Source organism: Actinomadura nitritigenes (genome assembly GCF_017573545.1).
In the GTDB taxonomy this organism is placed as follows: domain Bacteria; phylum Actinomycetota; class Actinomycetes; order Streptosporangiales; family Streptosporangiaceae; genus Spirillospora; species Spirillospora nitritigenes.
Genome location: NZ_JAGEOK010000009.1, coordinates 302,215 through 318,787 on the forward strand (window position 1 = coordinate 302,215; position 16,573 = coordinate 318,787).

Annotated in this window: 17 protein-coding genes and 1 pseudogene; 9 read left to right on the forward strand and 9 right to left on the reverse strand. The window is 75.4% G+C overall.

What is annotated here, in order from left to right; translation table 11 throughout:
- The first annotated feature begins 52 nt into the window (after nucleotides 1-52).
- The gene (locus tag J4557_RS16390; protein WP_208267392.1) at nucleotides 53-1,528 is read left to right on the forward strand and encodes an aldehyde dehydrogenase; all 1,476 of its coding nucleotides are present in this window, start codon (nucleotides 53-55) and stop codon (nucleotides 1,526-1,528) included.
- Nucleotides 1,529-1,600: 72 nt separating this feature from the next.
- Here J4557_RS16390 and J4557_RS16395 read toward each other — a convergent pair whose 3' ends face one another.
- On the reverse strand, nucleotides 1,601-2,164 hold the full coding sequence (locus tag J4557_RS16395) for a MarR family winged helix-turn-helix transcriptional regulator (protein ID WP_208267393.1): 564 nt from the start codon (nucleotides 2,162-2,164) through the stop codon (nucleotides 1,601-1,603).
- Nucleotides 2,165-2,383: 219 nt separating this feature from the next.
- On the opposite strand from J4557_RS16395, the gene J4557_RS16400 reads away from it, so the two are divergent.
- From J4557_RS16400 to J4557_RS16415, 4 genes are read left to right on the forward strand one after another with little or no spacing between them, the layout of a single operon-like run.
- Nucleotides 2,384-3,469, forward strand: a complete 1,086-nt coding sequence (locus J4557_RS16400) for an ABC transporter substrate-binding protein (RefSeq protein WP_208267394.1) — start codon at nucleotides 2,384-2,386, stop codon at nucleotides 3,467-3,469.
- A 3-nt stretch (nucleotides 3,470-3,472) separates the two neighbouring features.
- Complete coding sequence (locus tag J4557_RS16405) at nucleotides 3,473-4,255, forward strand: ABC transporter ATP-binding protein (RefSeq protein WP_208267395.1); 783 nt, start codon at nucleotides 3,473-3,475, stop codon at nucleotides 4,253-4,255.
- On the forward strand, nucleotides 4,252-5,172 hold the full coding sequence (locus J4557_RS49625; RefSeq protein WP_208267396.1) for an ABC transporter permease: 921 nt from the start codon (nucleotides 4,252-4,254) through the stop codon (nucleotides 5,170-5,172). The genes J4557_RS16405 and J4557_RS49625 overlap by 4 nt, the downstream gene beginning before the upstream one ends.
- Nucleotides 5,169-6,383, forward strand: a complete 1,215-nt coding sequence (locus tag J4557_RS16415; RefSeq protein ID WP_208267397.1) for an alcohol dehydrogenase catalytic domain-containing protein — start codon at nucleotides 5,169-5,171, stop codon at nucleotides 6,381-6,383. Before J4557_RS49625 ends, J4557_RS16415 begins: the two co-directional genes overlap by 4 nt.
- A 156-nt stretch (nucleotides 6,384-6,539) precedes the next feature.
- Here the strand turns inward: J4557_RS16415 and J4557_RS16420 are convergent, their stop codons facing one another.
- From J4557_RS16420 to J4557_RS16435, 4 genes are all read right to left on the reverse strand, one after another.
- On the reverse strand, nucleotides 6,540-7,052 hold the full coding sequence (locus J4557_RS16420) for a cupin domain-containing protein (protein WP_208267398.1): 513 nt from the start codon (nucleotides 7,050-7,052) through the stop codon (nucleotides 6,540-6,542).
- Nucleotides 7,049-7,858, reverse strand: a complete 810-nt coding sequence (locus J4557_RS16425; protein ID WP_307799864.1) for an alpha/beta fold hydrolase — start codon at nucleotides 7,856-7,858, stop codon at nucleotides 7,049-7,051. Before J4557_RS16425 ends, J4557_RS16420 begins: the two co-directional genes overlap by 4 nt.
- Nucleotides 7,855-8,649: an aspartate dehydrogenase domain-containing protein gene (locus tag J4557_RS16430; protein WP_307799867.1), complete on the reverse strand. Its 795-nt coding sequence runs from the start codon at nucleotides 8,647-8,649 to the stop codon at nucleotides 7,855-7,857. The genes J4557_RS16425 and J4557_RS16430 overlap by 4 nt, the downstream gene beginning before the upstream one ends.
- A gap of 116 nt (nucleotides 8,650-8,765) precedes the next feature.
- Nucleotides 8,766-10,070, reverse strand: coding sequence for an FAD-binding oxidoreductase (locus J4557_RS16435; protein ID WP_208267400.1), 1,305 nt, complete (start codon nucleotides 10,068-10,070; stop codon nucleotides 8,766-8,768).
- A 136-nt stretch (nucleotides 10,071-10,206) separates the two neighbouring features.
- Here J4557_RS16435 and pdxR point away from each other — a divergent pair, with 136 nt between their 5' ends.
- On the forward strand, nucleotides 10,207-11,670 hold the full coding sequence (pdxR, locus tag J4557_RS16440; protein WP_208267401.1) for a MocR-like pyridoxine biosynthesis transcription factor PdxR: 1,464 nt from the start codon (nucleotides 10,207-10,209) through the stop codon (nucleotides 11,668-11,670).
- 54 nt (nucleotides 11,671-11,724) lie between these two features.
- Here the strand turns inward: pdxR and J4557_RS16445 are convergent, their stop codons facing one another.
- The 3 genes from J4557_RS16445 to J4557_RS16455 all read right to left on the reverse strand — a co-directional run bounded on the left by J4557_RS16445 (nucleotide 11,725) and on the right by J4557_RS16455 (nucleotide 14,431).
- Nucleotides 11,725-12,366, reverse strand: coding sequence for a hypothetical protein (locus tag J4557_RS16445; RefSeq protein WP_208267402.1), 642 nt, complete (start codon nucleotides 12,364-12,366; stop codon nucleotides 11,725-11,727).
- Nucleotides 12,363-12,941, reverse strand: a complete 579-nt coding sequence (locus tag J4557_RS16450) for an RNA polymerase sigma factor (protein WP_208267403.1) — start codon at nucleotides 12,939-12,941, stop codon at nucleotides 12,363-12,365. Before J4557_RS16450 ends, J4557_RS16445 begins: the two co-directional genes overlap by 4 nt.
- A gap of 536 nt (nucleotides 12,942-13,477) precedes the next feature.
- Nucleotides 13,478-14,431: an esterase/lipase family protein gene (locus tag J4557_RS16455; protein WP_243775830.1), complete on the reverse strand. Its 954-nt coding sequence runs from the start codon at nucleotides 14,429-14,431 to the stop codon at nucleotides 13,478-13,480.
- Between the two features lie 195 nt (nucleotides 14,432-14,626).
- Between J4557_RS16455 and J4557_RS16460 the strand changes: the two genes are divergently transcribed.
- From J4557_RS16460 to J4557_RS16470, 3 genes are read left to right on the forward strand one after another with little or no spacing between them, the layout of a single operon-like run.
- Nucleotides 14,627-15,100 carry a MarR family winged helix-turn-helix transcriptional regulator gene (locus J4557_RS16460; protein WP_208267404.1) on the forward strand — a complete coding sequence of 158 codons (474 nt, stop codon included), beginning with the start codon at nucleotides 14,627-14,629 and terminating at the stop codon, nucleotides 15,098-15,100.
- A 37-nt stretch (nucleotides 15,101-15,137) separates the two neighbouring features.
- Nucleotides 15,138-15,677: a YbhB/YbcL family Raf kinase inhibitor-like protein gene (locus J4557_RS16465; RefSeq protein WP_208267405.1), complete on the forward strand. Its 540-nt coding sequence runs from the start codon at nucleotides 15,138-15,140 to the stop codon at nucleotides 15,675-15,677.
- 14 nt (nucleotides 15,678-15,691) lie between these two features.
- A complete protein-coding gene (locus J4557_RS16470; protein ID WP_208267406.1) occupies nucleotides 15,692-16,450 on the forward strand; it encodes an alpha/beta fold hydrolase in 759 nt (252 codons plus the stop codon).
- On the opposite strand, the pseudogene J4557_RS16475 reads toward J4557_RS16470, so the two are convergent.
- A pseudogene (locus J4557_RS16475) lies at nucleotides 16,447-16,573 on the reverse strand (IS481 family transposase); the annotation flags it as partial. The gene J4557_RS16470 and the pseudogene J4557_RS16475 sit on opposite strands and share 4 nt — an antisense overlap.

A 16,573-nucleotide genomic window follows, 5' to 3' on the forward strand; every position in this document is an offset into this window, starting at 1 on the left:
TTCTTGATATCTTTGCTCCAAGCTATCTACGGAGCACGGGAGGGCCGAGGCGATGGACGCTGGCGGTGCGGACGAGATCCTGGTCGGCGGGGTCTGGCGGCGCGGGTCCGGGGCGGAGTTCGCCTCGCTCAGCCCGCTGGACGGGACGGTGATCGCCCGCCTGCACGGCGCGGACGCCGCCGACGTGGACGAGGCGGTCCGGGCCGGCGCCGCCGCGGCGGCCGACCCCGCCTGGCGCGACCTGCTGCCGCACGAGCGCGCCCGGTTCCTCGTCCGGATCGCCGACGGGATCGCCGGCTCGGCCGAGCGGCTGGCGGCGCTCCAGACCCGCGACACCGGCAAGTCGATCAACGAGACGCGGGCGCTGGTGCACAGCGCGCAGGCCACGTTCCGCTACTTCGCGGCGGCGCTGGAGACCTTGGAGGAGGACCTCACGCCCTCGCGCGGGCCCTATCTGACCATGAGCGTGCACGAGCCGATCGGCGTGGTCGGGGCCATCACCCCGTGGAACTCGCCGATCGCCAGCGACGCGCAGAAGATCGCGCCGGCCCTCGCGGCGGGCAACGCGGTCGTGCTGAAGCCGGCCGAGTGGACCCCGCTGGTGGCGCTCGCCCTCGGCCGGGTGATCGAGGAGGCCGGGCTGCCGGCCGGGCTGCTGTCGGTCCTGCCCGGACCGGGCGGCGTCACCGGCGACGCGGTCGTCCGGCATCCCGGCGTCGGCAAGGTGTCGTTCACCGGCGGCACCGCCACCGGGCGGGCCATCGGCGCGGTCGCCGCGGAGAAGATCATGCCGGTCTCGCTGGAGCTGGGCGGGAAGTCCCCGACGATCGTGTTCCCCGACGCCGACCTGGAGCGGACCGTCGCGGGCCTGCTGTTCGGCGTCTTCTCCTCGTCGGGGCAGAGCTGCATCGCCGGCTCGCGCGTCTTCGTCCACTCCTCGGTGTACCGGCAGGTCGTCGACGAGCTCGTGGCGCGCGCCGGGCGGCTCCGCGTCGGGCCCGGGACCGACCCGGCGACGCAGGTCGCGCCGCTGGTGACGCACGCCCATCGGGACCGGGTCGCCGGGATGGTCGAGCGGGCCCGCGGGGAAGGGGCGCGGGTGCTGTGCGGCGGGCGGGCGCCGGAGGGCGCGGCGTGGTCACGGGGCGCCTACTATCTGCCGACGATCCTGGACGGGCTCCCGAACGGCTCGGCCACCTGCCAGGAGGAGATCTTCGGGCCCGTCCTCGCGGCGCTGCCGTTCGACGACGAGGACGACCTGATCGCGCAGGCCAACGACTCGGTCTACGGGCTGGCCTGCGGGATCTGGACCCGCGACTACCGGCGGGCCTGGCGCGTCGCCCGGCGGATCGAGGCGGGCACGGTCTGGATCAACACCTACAAGCAGTTCAGCATCTCGACGCCGTTCGGCGGCATGAAGGCCAGCGGCATCGGCCGTGAGAAGGGCCGCGAGGGGATCCTCGCCTACGCGCGGCAGAAGAGCGTGTACTGGGACCTGGCGGAGGAGCCGCTCCCCTGGGCCTCGTGAGCGACAGGGCCTTGTGAGCGGCAGGGCCCCGTGAGGAACGGGGCCCTCGTGAGGAGCGGCGCCTCCCGGACGTCAGGCGGAGGTGCGGGACGAGCGGCGCGGGCGGCGCGGCGGGGCGACGGCACGGCCGGCGACGGCGGACTCGATGGACCGCTGCAGCAGGAGCAGGCCGTCGATGACCCGTGCGCGCTGCTCCGCCGACAGCCCGGCGAGCAGGGTCTCCTCGTTCGCCAGGTGGCGGGCGAACACGTCGTCGATGAGGCCGAGGCCGGCCTGCGTCAGCTCGGCGAACATCACCCGCCGGTCGTGCGGGTGGGGGCTGCGGCGGATGAGGCCCTGCCGTTCGAGCGCGTCCAGCCGGCCGGTCATCGCGCCGCTGGACAGCAGCGAGGACTCGGCGAGCTCGGACGGCGTCTTGCGGTAGGGCGGGCCGCCGCGGCGCAGGTTGGCCAGCACGTCGAAGGACTTCGGCGTCAGGTCGTACGGGGCGAGGAACGCCTCGAGCTCCTGGCGGGAGATTTCGGCGACGTGGCGGAGGCGGCCGAAGACGCCGATCGGCGAGGCGTCGAGGTCCGGGCGCTCGCGGCGCCAGTCGTCCAATGCCTTCCCGACCGTGTCCGTTGCACCGTCGTCCATTGCACCGTCCGTGGGGTGAGAGTGGGGCGGGTCCGTGGGAGCCGTCCGAAACAATAGCGGAACCAAGATATCTTGACACAAGTAATTTAGGTCCCAGATACTTCGGGGCGAACCACCTGCCGCCGAGCCCCCGGCGGGACACCGCTCGGACGGCCGCGCGCACCGCCCACGGACGGCCCCCAGCCCGCGCCGCCGAGCCAGCTTTCACACGAGGTCACGATGCACATACCTTTCGCCGCGGTCCGCAAGGCCCGCCGGAGCCGCCAGGGCCGCCGGGCCCTTTCCGGCGCCGCCCTGGCGCTGACGGCGGCACTCGCCCTCTCGGCATGCGGGGACTCGAAGCCGGAGAAGGACGCCTCCGGACGCACGAAGGTCACCGTCCGCACCGACGTCTTCTACACCGGCGCCGTGCTGCCCCTCATCGTCGGCGTGCAGAAGGGCATCTACGCCAAGCACGGCCTCAACGTCACGCTCAACCCGGGGAAGGGGTCGGCGACCACCCTGCAGACGGTCGCCAACGGCTCGGACGACATCGGCTACGCCGACGCCGGCGCGCTGGTGCAGGCCGTCGGCAAGCACATGCCGGTGAAGATGGTCGCCGGGATGGTGCAGAGGTCGCCGCTGGCGATCTTCGCGCGGAAGGGCTCCGGCATCACCGGCGCCAAGGACCTGGCGGGCAAGACCGCCGGCTTCACCGCCGGCTCCGCGCCCGAGACGGTCTTCCCCGCGTTCGCCAAGGCCACCGGCCTCGACCCGGACTCGGTCAAGCTCAACAAGGTCGACGTGCCGACCCGCGACAGCCTGTTCGTCCAGGGCAAGACGCAGTTCACCTTCGGGCTCCTCAACGTCACCGAGCCGAACATGAAGGTCAAGTGCAAGTGCGACCTGTCCGTCCTCGGCTACGCCGACTCCGGCCTCGACGTGCTCAGCTCCGGCATCGTGACCTCGAAGAAGTTCGCCGACGGCGACGGCGGCACGCTGCGCAGGTTCCTCGCCGCGACGGCCGAGGCGGTGCAGGCGACCAACGCCGACACCGACGCGGCGGTGGAGTCCTTCTTCTCGTTCGTGAAGACGACCAGCCTGTCCAAGGAGGTCGTCAAGCAGCAGTGGCTGGCGTCCGCGAAGCTGCTCACCACCGACCGGACCAAGGGCCAGCCGTTCGGCTGCACCTCCACCGACGACTGGAAGAGCACCATCCGGGTGATGGAGCAGTACGGCGGCGTCGACCCCGGCAAGATCACCCCGGCGGACGCCGCGAGCAACGCCTTCCTGTCCGGCTGCTCCGACGCGTTCGGAGGGAAGTAGCCGATGGCCGGCGCGACCGCCCCCTTCATCGAGTTCGACCGGTTCACCAAGTCCTTCGACGCGGTGACCGCGGTCAGCGAGATGTCCTTCGGGCTCGAGCGCGGCGAGTTCCTCGCCATCGTCGGGCCGAGCGGCTGCGGCAAGAGCACCCTGCTGATGGCCCTCGCCGGGCTGACCCAGCCGTCCACCGGCCAGGTGCGGGTGCAGGGCGAACCGGTCCTCAAGCCCTACACCGACCTCGGGTTCGTCTTCCAGAGCGCGGAGCTGCTGCCCTGGCGGACGGCGCTGCAGAACGTCCTGCTGCAGAGCGAGATCCGCCGCGCGCCCCGGCAGGAGGCCGAGCGGCGCGCCCGCGAACTGCTCGGGCAGGTCGGGCTCGGCGGGTTCGAGGACGCCTACCCCGACGAGCTGTCCGGCGGCATGCAGCAGCGCGTGGCGCTGTGCCGGGCGCTGCTGCACGACCCGCAGATCCTGGTGATGGACGAGCCGTTCGGCGCGCTCGACGCGCTCACCCGCGACCAGATCCAGATCGACCTGCAGCGGATGTGGATGGAGCGCCGCAAGACGGTCGTCTTCGTCACCCACAGCATCGACGAGGCCGTCTTCCTCGCCGACCGGGTCCTGGTGTTCTCGCCGCGCCCGGCCCGCATCGCGGCCGAGTTCCGGGTGCCGCTGGAGCGCCCCCGGCACCTGAGCGCGCGGACCGGCCGGGAGTTCACCGACCTCGTCGGCGAGATCCGCGGCGTCTTCGAGAACCTCGGCGTCCTGAGGGAGGAGCCCAAGTGAGCGGCACGGTGCGGTCCAAGCACGCCCGGAAGGGGACGGGGCCGGGACCTGCGGGCGGCGGGGCGAAGCCGTCCGCCCCGGAGCGTCCCGCCGCGCGGGGCCGGGCGGCCCGGCGCCCCGCGGGGAAGCGGTTCCTGGAGTCCCGCGTCGCCGACTGGGTGCTGCCGCTGGTCCTCGTGGCGATCATCGTCGCGGTGTGGCAGGCCGTCTGCTCGTCCGGCGCGGTGGAGGAGTACGTGCTCCCCGCGCCCGGCGACGTCGTGCGGAAGATGTTCGGCGACTTCGGCACGTTCGCCGACCAGTCGGTGCCGACCATCGTGGCGATCTTCGCCGGGTTCGCGCTGGCCGTGGTGGTCGCGCTGCCCATCGCGGTCGCCATGGTCTACAGCGGCGTCGCGCGGCGCGCGATCTACCCGCTGCTGATCATCGCGCAGGTGGTGCCCAAGGTGGCGATCGCGCCGCTGTTCATCATCTGGTTCGGCTTCGGCCAGCTGCCGAAGGTGCTGATGGTCGCGCTGATCTGCTTCTTCCCCGTGGTCATCGACTCGCTCGTCGGCTTCCGGGCGGCCCGGCCGGAGAGCCTGATGCTGGTCCGGTCGATGGGCGCGAGCCGCTGGCAGGCGTTCTGGAAGATCCGCTGGCCGTGGGCCCTGCCGAGCATCTTCGCGGGCGTCAAGGTCGGCATCACCCTCGCCGTCGTCGGCGCGGTGGTGGCCGAGTTCGTCGGCGCCGACAAGGGCCTCGGCGTCCTGCTGATGACCGCGCGCGGCGACATGGACAGCCTGACGGTGTTCGCGTCGATCGCCTGGCTGACGGTGATCGGGTTCGTGCTGTTCGTCCTCGTGGAGGTGCTGGAGCGGGTCCTGGTGCCGGGCAAGCGCGGCGGGCGCTCGCACGAGGCGTCGGGGTCGCTGTGACCGGGGCCGGACCGTCCGGCGGGCAAGCGTCCCCGAACGGGACGCAGCGCGCCGTCGTGTACGCCGGGCCGGGACGCGCGGTGGTGGGCGAGGCGCCGATGCCCGCCCTGGAGACCCGGGCGGCGCCCGGCGTGCTGCCGCGCCGCTGCGACCACGGCGCGATCGTGCGGACGCTGGCGACCTGCGTCTGCGGGTCCGACCTGCACACGCTGCACGGGCCGGGCGCCGCCGAGGGCATGGTGCTCGGGCACGAGCTGACCGGCGTCGTCGTCGAGACGGGCCGGGACGTGGAGCGTGTCAGGGTCGGCGACGTGTGCTCGGTGCCGTTCAACGTCGCCTGCGGGCGGTGCGCGAACTGCCGGGCCGGGCTGACCGGGCACTGCCTGCGCACGAACCCGTCCCGGCCCGGCGCCACCTACGGGATGGGCGAGGGCTTCGGCGGATGGGCCGGCATGCAGGCCGAGTACGCGCTGGTCCCCTACGCGGACTTCAACCTCCACGTCTTCGACGACGCCGACCGCGCCCGCGAGCGGCTGCTGGACGTCGCCATGATCGGCGACATCCTGCCCACCGGCTACCACGCGGCCCGCTCGGCGGGCGTCGGCCCCGGCTCCACCGTCTACGTCGCCGGGGCCGGGCCGGTCGGCCTCGCCTCGGCGGTCGCGTGCCGGATGCTCGGCGCCGCCGCCGTGATCGTCGGCGACCTCAACGCCGAGCGGCTCGCGCACGCCCGCGCCGCCGGGTTCGCCGCCGCGGACCTGGCGGCCGGGGAGCTGCCCGAGATCGTCGCCGAGACCGTCGGCGTCCCGTACGTGGACGCGGGCATCGACTGCGTCGGCGTCTCCGACGCGACGGTCGCGGCGGCCGGAGCCGGCGGCGGGACGCCCGTCGCGGCGGCGCTCAACGACGTCATCGGGGTGGTGCGCCACGGCGGCGCCGTCTCCGTCGCGGGCGTGTACCCGGCGGGCGCCCCCGGTGCGCGTCCGCCCCTGGGCGTCTGGCTCGGCGGCATCTGGTCCAAGGCCATCACGGTCAGCTCCGGCGCGACGCCCGTCCGGCGCTACCAGGACGAGCTCGCCGCCGCCGTGCTGCTCGGCGGGGTCGGCATCGCGGACGCCGTCCGCGCCACGGCCGTCCCGCTGGAGCAGGGCGCCGACGCCTACGAGCAGTCCATGGCGGGCGCGGGCCGCAAGTTCGTCCTCGTCCCGTGAGGGGCGCGCCCGCCGGCCCCAGACACCCCTGCGACACGACGGCGCCGGGACCGATATCGGTCCCGGCGCCGTTCGTCGTTCCCCGTTCGCGGCGGCCGCCTCCAACGGAAAGGTCCCGGTCCCGGGGGCTTCCGGGACCGGGACCTGCCCGGACGCTCAACCGCGCGTGACGCCGTGCATCGGGGAGGTGGGCGGGTAGGTGGGGAGCTGCGGCTTCTGCGTGCCGATGACCACGCAGAACAGCGCCTCGCCCTCGCCGACGTTGCGCAGGCTCCGCGGCACGCCCGCCGGGACCCGGATGAGGTCGCGGTAGCCGAGCACGCGGCTGGCCGTCCGGGTGCCGTCCTCGACGTCGTGCACGGAGACCTCCAGCTCGCCCTCCAGGACGAAGAAGACCTCCTCCACGTCGTGGTGGGTGTGCTCCGGGCCGACGCCGCCGACGGGGAGCCGCATGTTCGAGAACGTGAAGTGCTCGGACGGCAGGATCCGCGCGTCGGTCTCGTGGTTCCCGGTCGCGCCGGACCCGATGTAGCGGATCTGGGCGCGGCGGAACTCGTCCCCGGCCGTGGCCTGGAAGGCGAGCGTGTCCCAGTCCTCGTAACGGCTTTCGCGGCTCGCGATGCAGGAGTCGATGAGCTGGTCCAGATCGGTGGCGGTCTTCTCGGTCATGATGGGTTCTCCTCTGCTTGTGAACGGGGGGCAAGGAAGTCGCGCACGGCGTCGGCGAACGCCTCGGGCCGCTCCTGGTGGGCCAGGTGGCCCGCCCCCGGGATCTCGGCGTACCGGGCCCCGGGGACGGCGCCCGCGATGAGCCGGCTCTCCGCCGGAGGGCAGACCGCGTCGTGCTCTCCCACGAGCACGAGGGTCGGAGCGGTGATCCGGGCGAACGCGTCCCCGTGGTCGGTGGCGGCCATCGACTCGGCCGCGTGGCCGTAGCCGGGCAGGCGGATCGCGGCGGCCATCGCCTCGGCGACGCGCGCGACGTCCGCGGGAGGCGCGCCCGGGGAGAGCAGCCGCGGCGCGCGGGCGCGGGCGAACTCCGCCGCGCCGCGCTCGGCCAGTTCGGCGGCGCGTGCCCGCATGGCCGCGGCCTTCGCGGGTGCGGTGCCGGAGCCGCGGGTGGAGTCGGCGAGGACGAGGGCGTCCAGCCGGTCCGGGTGGCGCAGCGCGAACCGGGTCGCGATCACGCCGCCCCAAGAGGTGCCGAGGACGCTCGCGCGGGCGATCCCGAGCGCGTCCAGGACGCCGGCGGCGGCGTCGGCGTACCCGTCCATGCCGGGTGGTCCGGGCGGGTCGTCGGACGCGGCGTAGCCGGGCGCGTCCCAGGCGATGACGCGCAGCCGCCCGGCGAGCAGGCGGCTCAGCGCGTCGAAACCGGCGCCGCTGGAGCCGATGCCGTGCAGGCACAGGACCGGCGGCGCGTCGCCGCCCGCGTCGCGCACCGCGATCCCGCCGACCATCGCGGGCCGGTTCACGCGACCCGCCACGCGACGCCGGGGACGAGGTCGGCCAGCGACCTCAGCACCGCCGGGGCGACGAGGCCGCTGGTCGCCGGGTTGCCGGGGTCGGGGAGGTTCGCGAGCTCGAAGCGGTACTCGCCCAGCGGCCCGGTGAACTCGACGACGTGCCTGGTCAGCCGGGTGTCCGGGGCCGCGACGAGGCGGACGCGCACGGCCGCGCGGTCGCCGGCGGCCAGGGCCAGCGTCGCCGCCACGTTGGCGTTGCGGGGGAAGCGCGCCGCGGCCTCGCGGGCGTCCCCGTCGAAGACGGTCACGGGGTCGTCCCCCGGGCGCAGCGACCGCAGCCGTTCCGCCGTCGGCTCGTCCATCCAGGGCTGGACCAGCGAGGCGGGCGCCTTGGACGAGGTGAGCCGGACGCTCGCCAGCGGTCCGGCGAGCGCCGCCGCGCGGACGACGTCGAGGCCGCCCAGCGCGCCCGGGCAGATCAGGAGCCGGCCGGGGCGCGCGCCGGCGGGCCGGGTGAGCTCGCGGAAGAACGCCTCGTCGGCCAGCGCGCCGGCGGACACCGCGAGCAGGTCGCGTCCGGCCGCGAGCACCGCCGGCCCGTGCTCGCGCAGCGCCCGCTGGCCCGCGGCCTCCACCACCACGTCGGCGGACGCGAGCAGCTCCGGCAGGTCGCGCACGGCCGCCGGGGGCGCGGTGCGCCCGCGCGTGAGGACGCCGCCGAGCACCGCTCCGGGGACCACGCCCCGGCGCAGCGCCTCCGCCACGTTCGACCCGATCGCGCCGTGCCCGAGGAGGCCCACGCGCAACACGGCACCGTGCCCTGCCGCCACACCCGCTCCAAATACCTTGAGCCGAAAATACTTGGACTAAAGATATCTTGGAGCAAAGTGATCGCGCAAGCGGCCCGCCCCGGCCCTCAGGCGCGGACCGGGAAGGTGCCGCGGAAGACGCCGTGCGGGTCGCGGGCCTCCTTGACGCGGCGCAGCCGGGCCAGGGCCTCCGGGGCGAACGCGTCGGCGGCGGTCTCGGCGGGGTTGAGGAAGGTGAACGGCTTGCGGCCGCTCACCGGCACGGCTTCGGCGAGCGCGCGCTGCCGCGCCGTGATCGCCTCGGCGGTGCGCGGGTCGGACGGGACGCCGAACATGTAGAGGGCGTACGGCTCGGTGAGCGCACCGTGCGGCGAGTCCGACGGCCGGGCGAGCGCGCCGCCCAGATGCCGGACCTGGACGCTCAGCAGCGGCGCGATCGGGTCGGCGAGCAGGTTCTTCGCCGCCGCGTCGTCCAGGCGGGTCAGCAGTTCGGCGCGCGAGGAGCCCGCGCCGGGGTCGGTCGGCTCGGCGGTGATGGCGCCGAGCTCGTCGGCCGCCATCGTCCGCCTGCCGTCGGAGAGCGGGCGGGGGAGGCGGTCGAGGGGGGCCAGCAGGTCGCGCGCCTCCGCCTCGCCGCCCAGGTACGTGGCGTCGACGGCGACCAGGGGATCGGAGCCGGGGAAGTGCAGCAGGTCCAGCCACAGGGTCAGCTCGCCGGGCGCGCCGGCGGTGATCCGCCGGAAGGCGTCCAGCACCGCGGCGGCGTGCTCGGCCGCCCACAGCATCCGGCCCCCGAACAGGCGCGGCGCCGGGTGCAGCGCCAGTTCGAGGCCCGTGACGACCGCGAAGTCGCCGCCCGCGCCGCGCAGGGCCCAGAACAGGTCGGGGTCGCCGTCCGCGGTGACGTGCCGGGTGCGGCCGTCGGCGTCGACGACGTCCAGGGCGGTGACGCCGTCGGCGACCCAGCCGTGCGCGCGCCCGAACCAGCTCAGGCCGCCGCCGAGGGCGACGCCGGCGACGCTGACGACGGGGGAGCTGCCGGGCAGGCCGGTCAGCCCGTGCGGGGCGGCGGCGGCCTGCAGCCGGCCGGACCGCACGCCCGCCCCGACGCGTGCGCGGCGGGCCGCGGGGTCGATCTCCACCCCGTCGAGGCGTCCGGTGCGCAGCAGGATCGTGCCGTCGGTGCGACCGGTCGCGCCGTGCCCGCTCGGCTGCGTCGCGATGCTCAGCCCGGCCGAGCGGGCGTGCCGGACGAGCGCGGCGACGTCCTCGGCGCCGGCGGCCTCGACCACGGCCGCCACCGGCTGCTCGACGGCCAGGTTCCAGGGGCGGCGGGCGGCGTCGAAGCCGGGGTCGCCGGGCAGCAGGACCCGGCCGCGGACGGCGGACCGGAGGGCGTTCAGCGCGTTCATGGTGTTCCTTCCGTCGTGGCGGTGAGGGATCGGGCGGCGGTGCGCGAGGCCCGCCGCCACCTGGATGTCCGGCATCCGGATCGCCCCCCGCACAGCAATCTAGGAGGCGAAGAGACCCGCGCTAGAGTGCAATTCCATGCCGGAAACATGGGTCAATCTGGCCGAGCGGATCGGCGCGGACCTGCACCTCGACCTGACCGGCCCGGGAGGGCGCCGCGCCGCGCTGACCCGTGCGCTGCGCGGGGCGGTCCGGTCCGGGCGGCTGGCCCCGGGCACGCGGCTGCCGCCCTACCGGTCGCTGGCCGCCGACCTCGGGCTGGCCCGCAACACCGTCGCCGACGCGTACGCCGAACTCGTCGCCGAGGGCTGGCTGACCGCGCGCCAGGGCTCCGGGACGCGCGTCGCGCACCGGGCGGAGCCGGCCCCGCCGCGCGGGCCGGCACCGCCGCGCCCTCCGGCACCGCCGCGCGCCCCGTCCGCGCCGGGCCGCGCGGCGGCGGCGCCCGCTCGCCGCGCGGACCGTCCCGTGCACGATCTGCGGCAGGGGCAGCCCGACCCGTCGTCGTTCCCGCGCTCGGCGTGGCTCGCGTCGGCGCGCCGGGCGGTCACCGCCGCGCCGAACGATGCGTTCGGCCCCGGCGACCCGCGCGGCCGGCCCGAGCTGCGCCACGCGCTCGCCGAGTACCTCGCCCGCACCCGCGGCGTCCGCGCCGACCCGGAGGCCATCGTGGTCTGCTCCGGGTTCGCGCACGCGCTCCGGCTGCTGTTCGGCGGCGGCGTGCTGCGCGGCCCGCTCGCCGTCGAGGGCTACGGCCTGCCGTTCCACCGGGAGCTGCTGGCGCGGGCCGGCGTCCGCACCCGCCCCCTCGGCGTGGACGCCGACGGCGCGCGGATCGACGAGCTGTCCGACCGCGAGCGCGCCGTCCTGCTGACCCCCGCGCACCAGTTCCCGACGGGCGGCCCGCTGTCCGCGCACCGCCGGACCGCCGCCGCCGGCTGGGCGTGCTCGGCGGACCGGATCGTCATCGAGGACGACTACGACGGCGAGTTCCGCTACGACCGCCGGCCCATCGGCGCGCTCCAGGGCCTGGCCCCCGACCGGGTGGTCTACGCGGGGTCCGTCAGCAAGAGCCTGTCCCCGGCCGTCCGGCTCGGCTGGATGGTCCTGCCCGGCCACCTCGTGGACGCCGTGCTGGCCGCCAAGGGCGAGCGCGAGGCGTGGGCGGGCGTGCTGGACCAGCTGACCCTGGCCGACTTCCTGCGGTGCGGCTCCTACGACCGGCACGTCCGCCGGATGCGGCAGCGGTACCGCGCCCGCCGGGACCGCTTCGTCACCGCCCTCGCCGAGCGCGCCCCGCACGTCCACGCGACGGGGATCGCGGCCGGGCTGCACGCCGTCCTGCGCCTCCCGCCCGGCACCGAGCAGGCCGCGCTGGACGCCGCCGCCCGCGCCGGCATCGCCCTGGACGGCTTGTCGGCGTTCTGCCATCCCGGCGCGTCCCTCCCGCCGGAGGACGGCCTGGTCGTCGGCTACGCGACGCCTCCCGACCACGCCTTCGGGGCAGCGCTCGACGCCGTCCTCCGCGTCCTTCCGAGCTAGACGGCGGAGCGCCGCGACGCTGCTCGCGTCGCGGCGCTCCGTTCACCGGTACCGTTAGTCGTCGGGGCCCTCGACCGTGTTGGGGCCGTCGCCCGCCCAGTCCTCGTGGACCTCGGGGCCGCCCGGAACGACGACGCACGCGCCGACCCGGCCCTGCGCGACCTTCGGCGTGAGGACGCTCGACTTGATCTCGTCGTTCTCGCCGAGCAGCGCCCACACGTCCAGCACGACGGTCTGCCCCGGCTTCAGCTTCTCCGGGTAGATCAGCGTGGCGTTCGCCGCCGCCTCCTTCGGGATGCTCCCGAACACGCCGTCGGCAGACCCGTCGTAGATCCAGTGCGCCCGGCCCGGCTTGCACTTCTTGCCGCTCGGCAGGAAGTTCACCTCCGCCGGGACGCCGAGTCCGCGCAGCTTGCTCTGGACCCGCTCGGGGTGCGACCACTCCCGCCAGTACACCGCGACGGAGCCGTCCCGCCGCAACTCGACGGCGTTGGCCTTGGCCTCGCCCCCGCCGGTGACCATCGGGATCGCGACCGTGGCACCCGCCGCCGCCGCGACGACCGCCAGGCCCAGCCCGAGCCGGCGCCCGGGACGGCGCCGCGCCGCCCGCACCTCCGGCGCCGCGTCCGGTGCCGCCGCGCGCTCGGCGACCACGGCCTTCAGCTCCGACAGGATCCGCTCCTCGTACCCGTTCATGCGCCCTCCTTCGCGTACGCGAGCGCCCTGCCCGCCTCCGGCACCAGGTCGCGCAGCACCCGCCGCGCCCGGTGCAGCCGCACCCGCGCGGTCACCGGCCGGATGCCGAGCGCCGCCGCGGCCTCGGTCACCGTCAGGCCGTCCACCGCGATCAGCTCCAGCACCGCCCGCACGCCCTCCGGCAGCGCGTGCAGCGCCTGGTGGGTGCAGCGCCCCGCCGCCTCGGCGTCGATGCGCTCCACCAGCGCCGCGATGTCGTCGGCCTCCAGCCGCCGCCGTCCCGCCTCGCGGCCGGTCGTGCGGCGCTCCCGGGCGGCGCGGCGCCGTTCGGCCGCGACCACGTTGCGGGCCACGCCGTACAGCCAGCCGAGCTCCGAGCCCGCCGCGGGCCGGTAGGTGTGCGCCGACTCGATGACCGCGAGGAACACCTCGGCGGTCAGGTCGGCGGCGGTGTGCGGGTCGTCGACCCGGCGGGCCACGAACCGGCCCACCGCGTCGACGTGCCGCCGGTAGAACTCCTCGAACGCCGCTGGGTCGCGTCCCACGCGGGCGAGGCCGTCGCCGGATCCGGCCATGCGCTCACTCCCTCTCGCCGCTTCACCCCCACTTGGCTCGGGGGAGCGAACGCGTTACCGCCCCCGGGATCCGCTCGAGCGCCACCACCGGCCGGACGGTGCCCGCCCGGTCCTTGATCACCATCGTCTCGCGCCGGCGCCGGGGCGCCGGGGAGCCGTCAACGGCCGCCGCCGTGCGAGCACCGTCCGGTCCCTTGGCATGCGCCGCAGGTGCGGCCGCCGGATAGCGTGCCGCTGCCGCCGCATGTGGGGCATCCGGGGCAGTCGCACGCCAGGACGGCGCGGTGGACGGGGACGGTGAGGGCGGTGGTCGCGGTGCCGTGCATCGGGGTCTCCCATGGCGCGGTGTACGGGTGATCGGGGGTGCGCCGCCCCCGAAGCGGAGCGGCGCACCCCTCCTGACGCGATGACTCTGCGTTGATGATGCGCGACTTCTCGTTTGGCACCTCGGCGCCACAGGGGCGGGCCCCTCGCGGGTACCGCGCCCAGGCGCCGCCGCTGCTTGACAGCGCCCCGCTCCGGTGCCGTGGCGCCGGCTAGATGTTCGGGCCGTAGCCGGTGCACCGCGGCCGGAAGCCGGGCGCGCGGGGCCCGACGGCGTTGAGGACGATCTGCATGACCGGGCCGTCGAGCGTCATCCCGGAGTGGCTCACCGGGTCGTCGGGGCACAGGTCCTGCAGCAGGATGTTCGTGGAGTCCCCGCCGTGCAGGAACGAGTTCGCCAGCGGGGTGACGGTCGTGTCGTGCGAGGTCGCGATCGTCAGGTAGCGGACGCCGGGGACGGTGTCGCCGTCGGCGAACAGCGCCCTCTGGAAGTCGGAGCCCTCCTCCTGCTCGGGGTAGGCGGGCGCGCCGGCGAACCGGTAGGCGTCGTTGACCAGGCCGAGGACGTGCAGCGTCCGGCCGAGGTCGACCAGGCCGCCCATGGTGGTGCCGTGGTTGGTCGGGGACAGCCCGATCATCGTGCGGACCTTGCCGGCGCCGCCGAGCCGCTTGATGTAGTAGTTCGGCATCATCCCGCCCTGCGACGCGCCGATCACGTCGACCTTCGCGGCCCCGGTGGCGGTGAGCACGCGGTCGACGAACGCGCTCATGGTGCGGGCCGACGCGGCGATCTCGCCGAGCCCGTAAACGTGGCCGAGACTGGAGGGCGTCTCGCCGTAGTCGAACCCGTAGACGCAGTACCCCGCGTTGGCCAGGGTGGGCGCGATCATGGCGCCCGCGGAGCCGAGGTTGGACGTGGTGCCGTGCACGATCACGACGGGGTGCGGGTGCGCGGCGGACGGCCGGCAGGACCAGACGTTCGCCCCGGCGACGGCGTCCGGGCTGAAGAGGAAGTTGCCGATCGAGGTCGCGAGGTCGCCCACGGGGTAGGCGGTCTCCGCGCCGGCGGGGGTGGCCGCGAGCGCGGGGGCGGTGGCGGCGGCGCACGCCGCCAGGGCGGCCGCGGTGAGGCGGCGCCGCATGCGGTGCCTTCGCGTGCGTTTCATAAGAACAACAGTATCTATTTGGAAATCGCGGATCTACGTCTCCGCGTGACAAGCCGGGGGCACGCGTTCGCTGGGTCGCACACTCATTGCGTTGCACACTCATTGCGTCAAACAATAGTTGCGCGACACAAGGGAATCCGGGTAGGTTCCCCGGGTCGGACGGGACGGATCGGGCGGGACGGATCGGGCGGGGGCATGGCGGCGAGGTCGCGGCGCGAGGCCGAAGAGCGCGTACTGGCCGCGCTGCCGAGCTGGGTCAACGTCGTCGCCCGGCTGAACCGGCTGGTCGCCGAGCGGATGGGCGTCACCGCCAGCGACCTGGACTGCCTGCACGTCCTGAACCAGCAGGGCCCCGCCACCGCGGCGGAGCTGGCCCGGTCCGTCGGCCTGACGCCGGGCTCGGTGTCGCGGATGATCGACCGGCTCGACGCCGCGGGCTGCATCGAGCGGACCGCGGATCCGGGCGACCGGCGCCGCGTCCTGATCGCGCCGACCGCCGACGGCCTGGCCCGCATCGCCGCCTACTACGAGGGCCTCACCGCCCGCGGCCACGACGACCTCGCCGTCTTCGGCCCGGACGAGCTGGAGGCGCTGCTGACGTTCATCGAGCGCTCCGAGCGCAGCGCCCTCAGCGAGTTCGCCCGGCTGCACCGGGGCGGCGGCGCCTGACGGAACGCCTCGCCGAAGGAACCCGAGGAGGAGACCGATGGAGTCACGGCAGGCGGGCCTCGCCTGGCACGCACCGAACCTGGCCGCCGCCGGGACGCTGGCGCTGACCAGCCCCGACTTCGACGACGGGGGCGCGATCCCGGGCGTCCACGCGGTGGAGCGGGCGGGCGGCGCCAACCTGTCGCCGGCGCTCGCCTGGACCGCCCCGCCGGACGGCACGGCGCAGCTCCTGCTGGTCGTCGAGGACCCCGACGCGCCCACGCCGCGGCCGTTCGTCCACTGCGTCGCGCTGCTCGCCCCCGCGATGACCGGGCTGGAGCAGGGGGCGCTCGGCGACGGCGCGGCCTCCGCGGACGTGCGGCTCCTGCGGTCCGGCATCGGCAGCGGCTACTTCGGCCCGGCACCGCCCAAGAGCCACGGCCCGCACCGGTACGTGTTCCAGCTCTTCGCCCTCGCCGCGCCCCTGACCACCGGGCCGCGCGCCGCCTTGGAGAAGGCCAGGCCGCGCGACGTGCTCGCCGCCGCGTCCGGCGTCCTCGCCCGCGGCCGCCTCGACGGCCTCTACGCACGCACCTGACGGAGGAGAGCGAGATGGGCGCCGTGACCGTCCACCGGTTCACCGGGCGCGACGGCCTGGACCTGGCCTACCGCGAGACGGGCGCCGGCCGCCCGCTGGTGCTGCTGCACGGCTTCACGGCGTCGGCGGCGCAGTGGCTCGACCACGGCCCCGCCGCCGCCCTCGCCGCGCGCGGCCACCGCGTGATCCTGCCCGACCTGCGCGGGCACGGCGACGGCGCCCGGCCGCACGACCCGTCCGCCTACCCGCCGGACGTCCTCGCCGACGACGGCCTCGCGCTGATCGACCGGCTCGGGCTCGACGGCTACGACCTCGGCGGCTACTCGCTCGGCGGCCGGGTCGTGCTGCGCATGCTGGCCCGCGGCGCCCGTTCCGCGCGGGCCGTCGTCGCCGGCCAGGGGACGGCGGCGACGAGCGGGCCGCCGGCCGGCGGCGCCGGCCGGCGCGTCCTCACCGCCCTCGCCGCGGGCGACCCCCTCGAACCCGGGTCGCCGGACGCGCGGGCCGCGCACTGGATCACCCGGCTCGGCGGCGACCCGGAGGCGCTGCTCCGCGTGCTGGACTCGCTCGTCCCGACGCCCTTCGAGGCGCTGGCCCGGATCGGCGTCCCCGTGCTCGTGCTGGTCGGGGACAGGGACCACGACCACGCGTCCGCCGCCGACCTCGCCGCGGCGCTGCCCGCCGGGCGGTTCGGCCGGGTGCCGGGCGACCACTGGACCGCGCTGACCTCCCCGGAGCTCGGCGACGCGATCGCCGCGTTCCTCGCCCGCTAGCTGTTCTGTCTATGGAGGTTGGGGACGCGGCTGGCGGGTGGTTGGCCGTCGAGTGCGGTGTGGCCGCGGTGGTGATTGTAGGTGTGCAGCCATTGCGGGAGTGCTCGGCGGCGTTCGGCTTCG